The following is a 15,049-nucleotide window of genomic DNA, read 5'->3' as shown; positions in this document are numbered from 1 at the left end:
CTCTCCTAAAATATTCAAATTATTTTTTTATGTTTCTTCGTAATCATTTCTTCTATTCCCTGTTCAACAGAATATTTAGGACACCAATCTAATTCCTTATAAGCCAAGGTGTTATCTAAGGTACTATGTTTGATTTCTCCAGGCTTCTCCATTTTATAGATTGGTTCCATACTCGATCCAAATTTCATGTTAAATATCCTGTGAAGTTCGTTAATGGAAGTCTCCCTATTTGAGCTAATATTGTATGTCCCTTTTGAACCTGTGTATAAACAATTCATATTAGCAGAGACTACATCTTTCACATATATAAAATCTCTAGTTTGCTCTCCATCACCATATATAGTACTGGGCCTACTATTCTCAAAATTATTGCAAAAGATAGATACAACCCCTCCTTCCCCTTGATGATTCTGACGAGAACCAAAAACGTTAGAGTACCTTAATATTGTATAATCTATATTTTGTTTACTGGAAAAAAGCTCAATATACTGTTCAGGAAAATATTTCGAGAGACCATAGTACGATTCCCCAACCTTGTTATGGTTTTCATCAATTGGTAAATAGAGGGGATCGCCATATATGGCAGCAGATGATGGATAAATAATTTTTCTTGTATTATTCTGAGTACATAATTCAAGTAATCTTATACTACCAAGAATATTTAGCTTTGCATCATCTAACGGATTTGACAAAGACTTCTGTACGCTTACTTGTGCCGCCAAATGATAAACAATGTCAGGCCGAAATTTTTGGTAGACATATTCGAAATAATTATCAAATAAATCCATTTCGTAAAATTCTGCCTTAGGATTAACATTGTCTATATTGCCAGTAGAAAGATTATCTATAATAAGAACTTCATGTCCTAGTTCAATAAGTCCATCAACTATATGAGATCCAATAAACCCCGCCCCACCGGTAACCAGAATATTCATATCAAATCACCCAATCTTCTCAAAAATATCTATTTGTAATTCTTTTACTTTTCTTTTAATCTCCTCGTGAGACTTACCCTCTAACCCTATAAGTCTAAAAATAAATTGATCATTTATAATTTTGTTATTCCTTCTATAAAAATTGACAAAGGATATAATAAAAGATTGTTCTTTATATCTGCTCTCCATATATCTTTTCTCTTTTTGAGGCTCATCATTGAACATAAAATGATAATGATAAACTTTAGATGTTGGGCAATTATACATTGTATAGCCTAATTTGCGTATTTGAAGAGCCACATCATTATCTTCAAAAGCATTTTTATAATCAGGTGAATAATCCAGTTTTTCCACAAGGGTCTTTTTAAATAAGGTTGCTCCACCAGGTACCCAATCACATTCTAGCCATAACGCTGTCTCTACTTGAGATTCTTGTTTTCCGCTGTGAGTCAAGAGAAATGTTAAAAAGTCTTCAGATTCTATAAAAGTTCCTCCGTTAAACTGTATCTCTCCATTAGGAAATACAGTTTTACAACAAACTGCTCCGATATTTTCGTTCTGTTCCGCTCTAACCAACAATTCTTCTATCCAACCGTTAGTAACAACAATATCATTATCCAGGTTGATTACGTAGTCTCCTTTAGCCATCTTTGTTGCTTTTCTTCTTCCACCTGGACAACCTAAATTTTCATCAGAATAGTGGACTGTCACATTTTCTAAAATTTCAATATTTTGCTTAATAAACTCTTTAGTTTCTAAGCTTGAAGCATTATCAAAGATGATTATTTCATAAGGGATATTAACTGTATTTTGAATCGATTCAACACACTTAAGAGTCATATCTTTCTTTTCAAAAGAAAGAATTACAAAAGAGACCAGTGTCTCATAAGTGCCCTCTCGTATCATTTGACGCATCCTAGCTTCACTTTTAATTGTATTTACAACATGACTAATTCGATCAGCAGTTTCAATTGTAGTTTGTTTAGTATGAATCCTGTGATGATACACAGGAGCTGATAAATAAGCGAATGCATCACCAAAATGAAATGCCGTCTTTAAAGCTATATCATAGTCTTGAGCTCCATCAAATCTTGATTCATGCAGTCCTATTTTGACAAAGACGCTCTTATGAATCATTTTTAGATGTGTTGTAAACATACCTTTTAATAATTCTTCATAATAATTACTGGTAGCTCTATTCCTAAATGTTTCAATTCTTGAGAGTCCTGTCCCCTCATCTTCATTCACTCTATCAGTATAACCGTATAGTGAGCCTGGTGTCTCTTGAAGTTTATTTAGTAGTAGTTCTACAGCATTTAATTCTAACCAATCATCACAATCCAAAAAGGCAATCCAATCCCCATTAGCTTTGATAATCGCATTATTCATAGTTTGGCTTATTCCAGAGTTAACATCATTTTTATAATACTTAAATCGCTTGTTATCAATAAACTTCTCACAAATTTCCCATACTTTTTCATCAGTTGAACAATCATCATATGCGATCACTTCAATATGTTCATGTGTCTGATTCAGTGCGCTCTCTAAACATTTCTCTAAATATTCACTATTGTTATAAATGGGTATTATAATTGAAACTAATTCAGATTCATTTAATTTTTCTTCCAGTTTGACGGGAATATTTCTTTTCCTTCTAATAGGTAAATATAAATTTATACGGTCCCTCCATTTATATAGCAAGGAAAGCATCTTCCATCCAGTCGAGTTATAAATTTGATCGAGCGTATTACACAGATCTTCATTCTTTGATTTATAATTGTTCAATGCCAATCGCAACTTCTCTCTTTCCGCTTCTAACTCATGAACTCTACTTTTCAAATCACTCATATTACCCACCCTTATTAACAATTTTTAAGCTTTGAAAACATATTCTTCGTTTTAACTTTAAAATAAAAAGTTTGATATTGTATTGGTGGGATTTTTTAAATTTGCACCATACATTCTGCAACAAATATCTCTTTTTGTGTCTTTTTTTTATATTATCCACATTTAAAAGCGTATGATTTTTATATTTATCTATAATTATCTTACGATTATTAGATAACACCATCTGTCTGGATGCATATTCTAATACATCAAAGGGAACTCTATATATTGACGTAACTTTTCCAACATACAGAAAATGGGTTTCGAGTGCATACTTCATCCATAAGTCCCAATCCTCAAGAGCATCTAACGACTCATCAAATCCTCCAAAGTTTAAGAACATTTCTCGGGAGAACATAACAGTCTGAATTGGTAAGTAATTATCCTGAAAAAGACGTTTTATTTCATGCTGCTCATTGAAATTAACACTAAAAAAATCTTTCATTGCTGTAAATTGTTCACTAAATGATCCCTCTTTTAAAGGTGCTTCTATACTTAAACTATAAGCAACTTTATAATCTGGACATAAACTTAATTCTTGGATTAATACCTCACAGTGGTCATTTAAAAGAATATCATCTTCATCTAAGAAATTCATATACTTTCCTGTCGCTAAACCCAAGCCAATGTTTCCTGCCTTAGCTCTCCCCACTTTCAACCCTGTAGAATGATATATTACTTTAAGCGATTTGCTTAATGTTGATAATTTTTCTTGTAATTTGTTACTACCATCTTCAATAATTACTAATTCAATATTTTTATAAGTTTGATTTTCCAAACTTTTAAGACATTCTTTTAAGTAATTCTCCCTTCCAATAGAGCGTATTATAATCGATATAACATTATTACCATAAGGCCCCTCTTGGATTTTATAGTTTTCATCTCCTTTAGATATTTCGTAGTCAAATTGATAAAACTTAGGTTCAAATGTTGCTCTTGTAACCCTATGATATTTCAATCCTTTAACAAATTGTTGAGGAAAATGAAAAAAAAGTTTTTTTCCTAATTCTGTTTTAAGATGAGTCATGGTGTATAGAACATAAAATATAACTCCTGTAATATACACAAACCAATTACCAAACTTAGCTCTTAATAAAAGATTATTAACAATACTATGGTACTTCTTGAAAGACTGCTTTTCAGGATTGTTTCCAATCATGGTATCATGAAACACTTCACATTCTGGAATATAATGTAATTTGTAACCTTCCTTCCTAATCCTCCAACTTAAGTCTACATCTTCAGCATACATGAAAATGGACTCATCAAATCCTCCAACAGATAAAAAAACATCTCTTTTAATTAAACAAGAGGCACCACTACACCATGATACCTCTCTTGTCAAAGGATCATAGATTTTAGGGTGCTCAAAAGGCTTTTGCTTAAGTTCCCACATAGCAACGTCTTCATTACTTTTACTGACGACCTCCATCAATCTAGCAAGTGCATTAGGTGTTAGTTCAGCATCTGCATTCAATAATAAGCAGAAGTCTGTCTTTGCTCCCTCTACTCCAATGTTATTAGCAGCTCCAAAGCCTTTATTTTCGTCAAGATAAATTAAAGATATGCCTCCAAATTCCTTCTCATAATTCTTAAAATAGTCTTCTAGGTGATCTCTAGTATGATCAGTAGATTTATTATCAACTACAGTTATATAAATTTTTCTTTGAGGATATAAGCTCTCTTTAATACTGTCTAAACAACCAATTATCCAATCCTGAGAATTAAAAGTGACAATTATAATATCTATTTCAATTATTTTCATCACTTCCCAACATACGTTTCACCTTCCTAAGAGGGGCTGTTATTCTCCAAGATTTAGACTCCAACAACATTACCAGCTTATTCTCAAGCTCTTCAATTTCGATCTCGAGGCCTTCAATCTTCTGCTCACAGGCTTCAATATGTTGTTTATTTACATTAATATTTCTCTCATATGACTCTATTTCTTTCTTATAAGAATCAATACAATCTTGATAATTTTCAATTCTTTTACTCTGTGAATCAATAATAAGATCTTTTTTTTCAATAACTTTATTCTTAGAGGAAATATGATCCTTATTGATATCTATTTTCCTCATTAAATCATCAATCTTTTTCAAGTTATTAATAAATACCTCTCTATAATAAAAAGATAAATTAAAATCAACTTTCATTTTCACAATTAACTTATATTTAGAGCCCCTTAATTCACTCTTTAAAGGTAAAATTATTCTAGGTTCATTGTTAAAAGCAATAAAACAAAACGATTCTTCTTTTTCAAACAAGATCAAATTGTTACTGTATGCTAAATCATTAAAGCCTCCGTGACTACTATATTTAATTTCCCCAAATTCGTTATAAAGCACTATGGACTTAATCATTACGTATGCCTGCTTATCCACCGGTTGCAGTGCAACTATATTCTTTTGAATTCCTATATGGTCATTATTTAAATTGAAATCAAAAGAAATTTCTGAAAATTCTTCACTTTGAGCTTGAGTACATAGTGAAATTATGTTATCATCCCCATCCCTAACTGCAACGCTATATTTGTTATTGTTTAGCATATTTTGGATGTGCGGAAAACTTAATCGAGGTTTTTTATAATTTTGTAAATTAATCCTATCATTATTATCACCATACACATACGATTGAAAAAACTCTTCTTCTGTAGTAAGAAAAGCATCAACTTGCGTTGAAAAGATATCAAAAGAGGCCATAAAGTTTTTTAAGTTTTCGAATGTGTTCTTTAAAACAGATTTATATTTTATCCACAAAGAATATAAACTTCTAAAAAAAATAAAATCAACAGGGACATGGGCATCAAAGACCCATTCAGAATCAATAACAGTTTTAACACCATCACTACTCACAATGATATTATCAAAAACAAGGTCTAAATTAGCTGGTTTAATACAATAAACATTATTTAGTTCTACTGAGCAACCATTCCCATAAGGCATATGGTCCTCAACTCTATATAAATCAATGTATTCACCTTGGATAGAGTAGAGGGAACTTTTGAATTGTTTAATCTGTTGTATAAACTCTGGCGTTTTATTTTCTTTCAATAATTTAATTAACACTTCGCTGAAGGTGCTACCTTCCAGAAATGGATATATAACAGCAGATCCCTCTGTTTCTAATTCTTTAAGAACAACATATTCTCCGCTATTCTCCATAAATAAAGTGGTGTTTTTCTTAATATTATCTAGATGCGCTTTGGCTTCTTCCACTAATGCTTTTTTTCGAACAAACACCCCGGAATCCATCTCTATAACAGCAGTTTCTATTTGAAACTGTTTTTTTCGATCCCGGTTGTATTTGGAATATAAGACCTTCAATTAAGCACCTACTTTCTTCCACATACTATCAAAAAAGAATTAGCAAAAAAGGGGAAATTCTCGTTGGTTATTATTCCATCTAAAACTAAATTTTCGTCAAAAAGAGAAATACCATCGTTATCAATAAAATGATTGAGTTCTCCTAAAAATCCACTACTAGGAATAAAGCTATCACTAAATATTTGATTCGGCAGCTTATAATCCGGAACAGGATACATGAAATTTTTCACTGACAATCCACTTCTACTAATTAATTCATTAATTTCTTTATATCCAAATGTTCTCACGCTTTTTGTCTTAGGATACCCTTCTAAACTATCAAAAAAGATGCTCGTATGGTCCTCACGAGCTCCTGCCCAGTATTTAATTCCAAACTTATTCTCAATAGCTATTATTAATTCACCATTTGAGGACAATACCCCCCCAAGCTTCTCGAGAAGATGAAGATATGGTTCTTCATGATCCACAAAATGACCAGAATATTCCAAAACTCCAATTAGCGTCACAAGATCATAACCTTTTTCTGTAAAAGGGACATCCAAAACATTGCCAACCAAAATGTCTAAATTATCAAACCCCATACATCTTTTTTGAATAATCGAAGCTCTTCTTTTTGATAACTCTACAGCCGTAACCTTCTGAGCCTTCTCACATAATAATTCTGTCAATGCCCCACAGCCGGCACCCACCTCAAGGACATTACTAACGTTTGAAAAATCCATCCATTCTAGTATATTTCTTCTTTGAGGAGATAGATGGTACAAGATTTCCCATCTCGTGTCCTTTTTTAATAGAGAATCGATATCAATTTTTTGATTTATGATATCAAGTATTTCTCCTTCAACATCCCCATCGCTGTATGCGTCTTCCCCATTATAGTAATTTAGAATTAAATCATTTGTTCGCAATTCCTTCTCCCTCCTACTATCTCCTAATCCCAATACCACTTATTCTCTCTACCAAATACTCTGACTCAAATACGTTTGGATTCCAAGGAAGAAGATTTTCAATCTCCCAAATAAAGGACTCTCCCAATTCATGATGATTATAGTGAGTATGCCAACCCATTTTCTTCTCATTTGGTGATATTCTATTTATCCTTTCAGTAAAAATTTTCTTTCGCGCCTGATGCGTGTTTCTTAATGGATAATGCTTGGTGAGAAATTTAATAGGAAAAACTCGTGAGTTGGTAAATTGCGCCTCATGACCACCTGTCGCTGATAAATTCACAACATCTGTCTTTTTCCAGCACTTGATTTGTTTAAAATGTCCATTTCTTTTTCCAAACTCGAAGAACTTTAAATTCTCTTCATAGTTAGAATCTGTATCGTTATTTATTGGGCGAAAATCTAAAACAGTGAAGTCTATAGCATTAAATCCGCAATAATCTACAAAAGAAATAGCCTGGCAAAGGTTAAAGCCTCTCCATGGCGATTCTCTTATTTCATCAGCATCATAATGAACGTACCAGTCATAATTCAAAGAAATAGATAATTTTTCGGTGTTTTTCAACAATGACTCCCATTCGTAGTACATTCCACTTTTCTCAGGATATCGTTCTACTGTTACTCTCTCATCTGAGTCACTTATTTTTTTCAATATTTCGTAAGTTGAATCAGTTGACCAGTTATCTATAACCTTAACATCTAATTCTTGTCTTAAAAGGTGATTAATTGTCTCCGAAATAATATCCTCTTCATTAAAAACATTTAAAATTGCTAACACTTTAACCTTATCCACATCTTTACAATAAGCAAATTTTCCTGAAATCGATATAATTGTATTTTTCCATAAATGAACATTAGTATTGACTGTGTGACCAATCAGAAAATCATTAAATTTATAGGCTTTTAATAAAGTGTCAAACTCCTCAATATTCCATTCTCTTACATGCGCAGTGTTTCTAGGTGGTCCATTATCTCCCACACCACGAGCCTTGGTGCGATCTGGAGTAGAGATAATTAAAAAATCACATTCAAAGCTTATCTTCGATAAACCTTCTAAAACTAAATGTGGATTCAATAAGTGCTCAACAACATCTGAGAAAATAACAACAGCATTAGATATTATTTCTAAAGGTATGGAGGGAAAACCATTTTCCAAATCATGTTCAATAACCTCATATATATGGGATTGCTTTTTCAAGAGCTCTATATTATCTCCGTAGTCAACAGCTATAATCTTGAAATCACGGAATTTTTTTAATTTATCGCCATTTCCTCCACCAATATCGACAATATACTTCGACTTACTTCTTTGCGCGAGAAATAATGCCAGTTCATATACATCTGGTTGATATGTCAACGTATTTGCTATATCAACGAAGTATTCCGGATTACTGTTGATAGTATATCCTTCTTTAATATAATAATTACGGTTGTTCACAGTTTCACTCCTCAACCAAATCAATATTTATTTCAGGTTTGTCCGCTATTATAATCCCATGTTGTCTTGTCTCCAAACTACTAGGTACTACTTTAATAACAGAACACTCTCTTACGTGCTGTACTATTCTATTATCATCGAGAGTTCCATCATTCAAACCAAAGCTCACCGTGTAGTTCCCAAGTTGTAGTTTTGGTAATTTAAATTTAAAAGAGATGATTGTTCGATTTCCTGTATGAAGTGGTTTTAAAGAAGAATTTTCTATATTACTACTGTTAAAATGAATAATAGGTACACCATACTGATTAAATATACCAAATCCAGCTAATGGTTCATAAATAGATTCAAATATATTAACATCAAAGAAAAATTCCATTTCCTCATTTCCCTCAATAGCTTGCCCTTCAATATATGGACGTCCATTAACTTTAACAGCAACTTTATTAACTTCTACACCTTTTCCACCTACTATTTCAGATTTTTTGACTGGTGACCAATACAACTCACCATCATTGTATTGAATATCAGCAATTAACGATTTCTCTGTTGAAACATTAGGTGCTTGGGTTTCGATATCATGTGTCATATAGTTATAATACCTTTGTATAACGTCCTTAGGTTCACCTATCTCATGAACTGTTCCATCTTTTATCCACACTACCTTAGTACAAAAATTTTTAATAGATTCCATATCATGAGTAACAAATAAAATAGCCTTAGCTTTCTGCATTTGCTCCTTCATCTTTCTAAGAGCCTTCTGCCTGAATCTTACATCACCTACTGCGAGGGCTTCATCAACTATAAGAATCTCTGGATCAACAGAAACCGCAACAGAAAAAGCAAGTCTGACAAACATGCCTGAAGAATAGGTTTTGACTGGTTGATACACATGGTCACCAATATCAGCAAAAGTTAATATTTCTTCTATTCGTTCGTCCATCTGTTGTTTAGTCATGCCTAAAAGCATGCCATTAAAATAGACATTCTCAATTCCTGATAATTCCGGATTGAAACCCGCTCCGAGTTCTAACAAGGCTGAAATCCTTCCATTTGCAGTAATACTTCCATCTGTTGGATTCAGCACACCTGTAATTATTTTCAACAAAGTGGACTTACCAGCACCATTTCTGCCAATAATCCCCACTGTTTCACCTCTGTGCACTTCAAAAGAGACATCTCTTAGAGCAAAAAAATCTTTATGATATGACTTACTAAAAGGATTTAATGCCTCTTTAAGCCTATCCTTCGGATCCTTATACATTTTGTATAATTTAGATATACTATCAATCTTTATTACTACTTCATCTTGACTCATGTCCAATGGCTCCTTATCACAGAACATCCGCAAAGTGCGGGCGTAATTTAGCATACATAAGCTTTCCAACCAGATATAAGAAAATAACAGTTAACCAGAATGAAAATGTCAACATAGGTTTCTGCCAAAACCAAACTTCATAAAATAAAGAATCTCTGTATCCACCTACAATATAAAACATAGGATTCAATTTAAATAGAAATTGGTATTTGCTTGGGATCATTGACAAGTTCCAAAAAATCGGAGTCAGCCAAAACAATATTTGGAGAATCATTGTAATTATCTGTGTCGTATCCTTTAAGAAAACATACAATACTGATGTAACCTTTGTTATAACAGTAATTAAAGCAATTAATGAAAAAGAGTAGTACACAATCTGAAAAGCAAATAAATGTAAATCATAACCATATAAAACGAAAATTAAAATCATTATAATAACGAAAAACATATGAACATATAAAGCGGAACAAATCTTTATAAGAGGGAGTATTTTGACTGGGAAAACCACTTTTTTTACTAAAAAACTATTTTCGACGATTGAATAGGTCGCAGAGTTAACAGCCTCAGAAAAATAGAACCACGGGATTATACCTGCCAAAAACCAAATTATAAAAGGTAAGTTATCAACTGGTACATTTCTAAATCCAACCTGAAATATAAACCAGTAAACTAATATAGTTATTACTGGATGAATAAAGGACCATAATATCCCTAAATATGATCCAGTATACTTATCAAAAAAATCTTTATTTACCATTTTTAAAAAAATATCGCGCGTGTTCATTATTGCCTCCTTGATAGTGTAACATTTCTGCTGAAAAAATTTATATTAATGTATGCTTCAATACAACGCATTTGAAACTTGTTTAATTTAGATTAAGTGAGCAGTTAGAATTTACATTTAATTTGGAGAAGGTGAAGAATGGACCATTTTGGTAAACTTCAAGTGTTAATTACTTGCAACAGTTGACTATATTAATGCATGCAATTGTATGGCAAGAAGACAAGCAGTAGAACGTAGAAACGTTTTGTCTTTACTTTGTTCCATTCTAACCCGTCACTTCAGATTGTGATAATACAGACGATTCTTAACACTTTATATTCTATGAGTTTTTTGATTCTTATGCTAAAATAATGTCGTATCTACAAGAAAAGGAGACTCAAACCTTGTCGAATCCAGTATACGGGAAACAAATGAAAACGTCGAGTAAAGCTACAGCCAATTCGGCATCGACGCTTCTATGGTCATTGTCCATAGGGCTTATCTTATTTTTACTCTGGTCCGCGTTCCAAGTTGCGTTATTTAATGGTCAATTGTTGCAATTTGAGGCACCCATTTATTGGGCTGTTGCCATTACAACCCTCCTATTTATATTATGGGTGGTAATCTACTTTAAACAGATGAGGTTAGAAACACAGCAAGATTGGCTCAAAGTAGCCGTTATTTTACTACCTCTTACCTATGTACTATCACTCATTAATGCAGCATCAGAATACTTGGCCAATAATATGATTCTTATCCAATGTATCTATGCCATGATTTTTGTGATGACAATGTACCTGCTTCAAAACAACAAAATCAATCATATCATACAATCTTCCTTAATAGGTATTGCATATGTTATCGTCGGTTTTGGTATGTTAAATTGGCTGGGAGCTTTCAATTTTGCAGGTAAGTTAGTTGGATGGTTTTCCGCTGGCGTAATTAATGGTGTATACAACCAGGCCATCTGGAATGATTCCAACGGTGCGAGGCTTGCGTCCGTATTTCAGTATCCCAATACATACGCAGCATTTCTAATGGCCTTTCTGTTTATTTCCATCTTCAGCATGATTCGTTCCAGAAGAGTATATACACAACTTTTGCATGGCTTCATGCTTGTGCCAATTATCCTGTCGCTGCTACTTACTCTCTCGCGTACAGGACTTGTAATGTTGCCTATCGTATTTGTTATCTTGTTACTTTTGCTTAAACCAGCCAAACAAATTCTGTGGTTTATCTATTGTGCCGTATCAGCGATTGGCACTTTGTTAGTTTTAAACCCAATTAATACCGCAGGACTTGAATTACAAAAGCAGTTCACGGGTTCTCTTGCAGCCAAGAGCTGGGCGATCCTCATTGGGGCCTCGCTTGTTGTTGCGTTGTTGTCTTGGAGTATCCAGCGCTTTATAGCCCCTAAACTTGAGGTTAAGCTTCAATCTTGGTCAGCTCGAAAAGCATCCAGTGTATGGATTCCGCTAGGTTCTGTAGTTTTGACCGTTGTTGTTGCCGTGCTTTTGCTCGGCACGGGCGTGCGTAACATTTTGCCGGACAGCATCAGTACACGACTTGAGAACATCAACTTCCAGCAGCATAGTGTGCTTGAACGTATTACGTTCTACAAAGATGCTACGAAACTATTCGCCGACTATCCAATAATTGGCGCAGGCGGCGGAGCATGGACTGCATTGTATGAAAAGTATCAGAACAATCCATATGTCAGCGCCCAAGCACATAACTTCTTCATGCAATACCTGGTTGAGGTTGGACTCATTGGATTTTTGGTATTTATGGCATTTATACTTTATGTTTTTTATCAATATATATGCTCGTATGTCAGACGGAATGAAGAGGAAAACGAATCACATTTTGTGTACTTTATTCTTTCTATGTCATTTTTGGTTCTAAGTATCCTTGATTTCAATATGAGTTATGTATTTATTGGTATGTTAGTCTTCCTAGGTATTGGGGGCATGGCTGCTGCAATTGAGCCTATACCCACTCGCCGTTTAAAAATGGGTGAAACTACCGCACGCGGGTTTTACAATACCGTTGCCGGAATAGCTGCTATTGTGCTTCTAATCGTTTCTATTCGATTCCTGCAGGCCAATCATTATGCTATTGAAGGTAGAGAGCTCGCACGAAGCAGTCAAGATTTCCAGCAAATCAAAGCTCCACTCGACAAAGATCTATCAATCCGCAGTACACATTCTGATTCTTTGATGCTGCTCGCATCCCTTTATCAACAAGGTTATACGCAAACGAAAGATGAGCAATTCTACACAGCGGCCGTGCAGCTACTGCAACGTGGTCTTGAAGCAGAACCTTATAATAAAGGTATTGTTAAACAACTCATTGGCATATACGAAGTGAAAGGTGATAATGACCAAGCGTATTCGCTGCAAAAAGAATATGCTAGCAACTATATCTGGGATATGGAATGGTATGAGCAATTGATCAGCCGTTCATTCGACTTAGGATATCAAGCACTTGGTCAGGGGGATAATACTAAAAAAGAATCCTATTTCAATTCAGGTCTAGCCGCGTATCAGCATGTAGTAGACGGAGTCGAGCACCTTAAAACTTTACCAAAAGGGCAAATGCAGGGCCAACCATTCGAAGTCACCCCTACGATGATTCTCAATGCGGGGAAAATGAAGTATATGTCTAACGACCCTTCAGGAGCCTCTGCTATACTTAAAACTGGCATTGCTAATGACCTGACGGATGCTACGAATCGTGAAATTGCTCGTTGGTATTTGGCTTCGCTTCAAAAAGAAGGTCAACAGGATCAGAGCGTATACGATAAACTGATTGCTGTCTCGCCTAGCGAAGCAGAGGAGATAAGAAAAATCGCGGAATTGAATTTTTAATTACAACGAATAAATTCTCTATTTTATAATCTCTTATATAAAAAGGTTTGCCTGATCTATAAAATGTACCCCTAAACTGTACCCTGTAAGATAGACACTTTAAAAAAGTCTATCTATGGGGTATTTTTGTTGTATGTTACAAACAAGATGAGGACGGAGATTACGAATGAGTAAAAAAACTTTTACAGCCGATGAAGTAAAACATCTTTCGACTAACCCCTATGTGAAGTCTGTATCGACCAAAGGAATCACGTATACAGAAGCGTTTAAACAACTCTTTATTGTATTGAATCAGCAAGGAAAGCTACCTAGAGACATTTTTGAGGCTTGTGGGTTGGATGTTCACATCCTCGGTAAGATCCGGATTAAGGCCGCTGCCGATCGATGGAGAGCGAGTTATAAGCAGCAAGGAGATCTAGGCTTACACGATGCACGAGGCAAACATTCAGGAAGACCTCTAAAGCGAGAACTAACCTTGGAAGAGAAGAATGCAAGGCTCGAAGCGCAAATTCATTTGCTCCAAGCCGAGAATGAACTCTTAAAAAAGATTCGCCTGGCCGAACGGGGGTGGAACCACGAGTAAACCTAACACCTAGTCTTCGATACCGATTAATTAAAGCCGTCATTGAGAGATACCATCTACAGCGAATGGTAAGTTACCTGTGTAAAAGTACGGGTGTTTCTACAAGTGGATACTACCGATACTGGAGCCCTTCAGCCATTCGTGTGCGTACACAGAAGGAACAGCTGGATGAGGAAATAGGTGTACAGGTCCGCCGGGCCTTCCAATTTAAAAAACGGAATAAAGGGGCTCGTTCCATCAAGATGACGCTGAAGGGGCAGTTTCAGATCGTCTGGAATCTCAAGCGAATTCGAAGGATCATGAAAAAATATAATATCGTATGTCCTCATCGAAAAGCCAATCCATACAAACGAATGATGAAGGCAACCCACGAACATCGGGTGGTGCCTAATTTGCTACAACGCAACTTTAAACAGGGCTTGCCTGGGAAGGTACTCTTAACCGATATTACCTACCTTAATTATGGCAGGAGCAAGAGAGCCTATTTATCCACCATTAAAGATAGTTCGACTAATGAGATTCTGGCTTATCACGTATCGGAACGAATGACCATGGATCTAGCCACAAATACATTGCTACACTTACAGAAGAATCGTAGATTCAAGAGGAGTCAAGACGCTTTCATTCATTCCGACCAAGGAACCCACTACACGCATCCGGATTTTCAGAAGAAAGTTAAACAAATGGGCCTTGGACAGTCGATGTCCAGGCGAGGAAACTGCTGGGATAACGCACCGCAGGAATCGTTCTTTGGGCATTTTAAGGATGAAGTTTCACTGAAAAATTGCACAACCATAGATGAGGTTAAACGAGAAGTTAAGGTATATATGATCTACTATAACCATTACAGATACCAATGGGATTTAAAAAAGATGACCCCTGTTCAATACGAGGCCACTGAAGAACTAGCAGTTTTTCTACAGATGTTATTTAGTTTACAGAAAAGAAGACATTCGTACCGAATTTCGGAACGAATGTCTTCTTT

Annotated in this window: 9 protein-coding genes and 1 pseudogene; 2 read left to right on the top strand and 8 right to left on the bottom strand. The window is 34.8% G+C overall.

The window, feature by feature from the left end:
• Positions 1–14: 14 nt before the first annotated feature.
• The 8 genes from HNR77_RS28450 to HNR77_RS28415 form a co-directional block, all read right to left on the bottom strand.
• Positions 15–935 carry an NAD-dependent epimerase/dehydratase family protein gene (locus tag HNR77_RS28450; protein ID WP_184191249.1) on the bottom strand — a complete coding sequence of 307 codons (921 nt, stop codon included), beginning with the start codon at positions 933–935 and terminating at the stop codon, positions 15–17.
• A gap of 6 nt (positions 936–941) precedes the next feature.
• Positions 942–2,783: a glycosyltransferase gene (locus HNR77_RS28445; RefSeq protein WP_184191247.1), complete on the bottom strand. Its 1,842-nt coding sequence runs from the start codon at positions 2,781–2,783 to the stop codon at positions 942–944.
• 1 nt (position 2,784) lies between these two features.
• Entirely contained in the window at positions 2,785–4,587 is a 1,803-nt protein-coding gene (locus HNR77_RS28440; RefSeq protein ID WP_221444034.1) for a glycosyltransferase family 2 protein, read from the bottom strand.
• Positions 4,574–6,040, bottom strand: a complete 1,467-nt coding sequence (locus tag HNR77_RS28435) for a hypothetical protein (protein WP_184191244.1) — start codon at positions 6,038–6,040, stop codon at positions 4,574–4,576. The genes HNR77_RS28440 and HNR77_RS28435 overlap by 14 nt, the downstream gene beginning before the upstream one ends.
• A 116-nt stretch (positions 6,041–6,156) precedes the next feature.
• A complete protein-coding gene (locus HNR77_RS28430) occupies positions 6,157–7,056 on the bottom strand; it encodes a class I SAM-dependent methyltransferase (protein WP_184191242.1) in 900 nt (299 codons plus the stop codon).
• A gap of 16 nt (positions 7,057–7,072) precedes the next feature.
• Positions 7,073–8,533: a glycosyltransferase gene (locus tag HNR77_RS28425; protein ID WP_184191240.1), complete on the bottom strand. Its 1,461-nt coding sequence runs from the start codon at positions 8,531–8,533 to the stop codon at positions 7,073–7,075.
• Positions 8,534–8,537: 4 nt separating this feature from the next.
• Positions 8,538–9,848, bottom strand: coding sequence for an ABC transporter ATP-binding protein (locus HNR77_RS28420; RefSeq protein ID WP_184191239.1), 1,311 nt, complete (start codon positions 9,846–9,848; stop codon positions 8,538–8,540).
• Positions 9,849–9,864: 16 nt separating this feature from the next.
• Positions 9,865–10,632 (bottom strand): ABC transporter permease, encoded by a 768-nt coding sequence (locus HNR77_RS28415; RefSeq protein WP_184191237.1) that lies wholly within the window; start codon positions 10,630–10,632, stop codon positions 9,865–9,867.
• 383 nt (positions 10,633–11,015) lie between these two features.
• On the opposite strand from HNR77_RS28415, the gene HNR77_RS28410 reads away from it, so the two are divergent.
• Together HNR77_RS28410 and HNR77_RS28405 are read left to right on the top strand one after the other, a co-directional pair.
• Complete coding sequence (locus tag HNR77_RS28410; RefSeq protein WP_184191235.1) at positions 11,016–13,481, top strand: O-antigen ligase family protein; 2,466 nt, start codon at positions 11,016–11,018, stop codon at positions 13,479–13,481.
• Positions 13,482–13,647: 166 nt separating this feature from the next.
• Positions 13,648–14,954, top strand: a pseudogene (locus HNR77_RS28405) (IS3 family transposase); the annotation flags it as partial.
• Positions 14,955–15,049: the final 95 nt, after the last annotated feature.

It is taken from the genome of Paenibacillus sp. JGP012 (assembly GCF_014203995.1).
Taxonomy (GTDB): Bacteria; Bacillota; Bacilli; order Paenibacillales; family Paenibacillaceae; genus Paenibacillus; species Paenibacillus silvae.
The sequence above is the reverse complement of the archived record's forward strand: the minus strand, read 5'-3'. Positions and strand labels throughout refer to the sequence as shown.

Excerpts from the sequence above, each read along its gene's own strand:
- HNR77_RS28440 (WP_221444034.1), bottom strand. The coding sequence starts at position 4,587 with ATGAAAATAATTGAAATAGATATTATAATTGTCACTTTTAATTCTCAG.
- HNR77_RS28450 (WP_184191249.1), bottom strand. The coding sequence starts at position 935 with ATGAATATTCTGGTTACCGGTGGGGCGGGGTTTATTGGATCTCATATA.
- HNR77_RS28420 (WP_184191239.1), bottom strand. The coding sequence starts at position 9,848 with ATGAGTCAAGATGAAGTAGTAATAAAGATTGATAGTATATCTAAATTA.
- HNR77_RS28415 (WP_184191237.1), bottom strand. The coding sequence starts at position 10,632 with ATGAACACGCGCGATATTTTTTTAAAAATGGTAAATAAAGATTTTTTT.
- HNR77_RS28445 (WP_184191247.1), bottom strand. The coding sequence starts at position 2,783 with ATGAGTGATTTGAAAAGTAGAGTTCATGAGTTAGAAGCGGAAAGAGAG.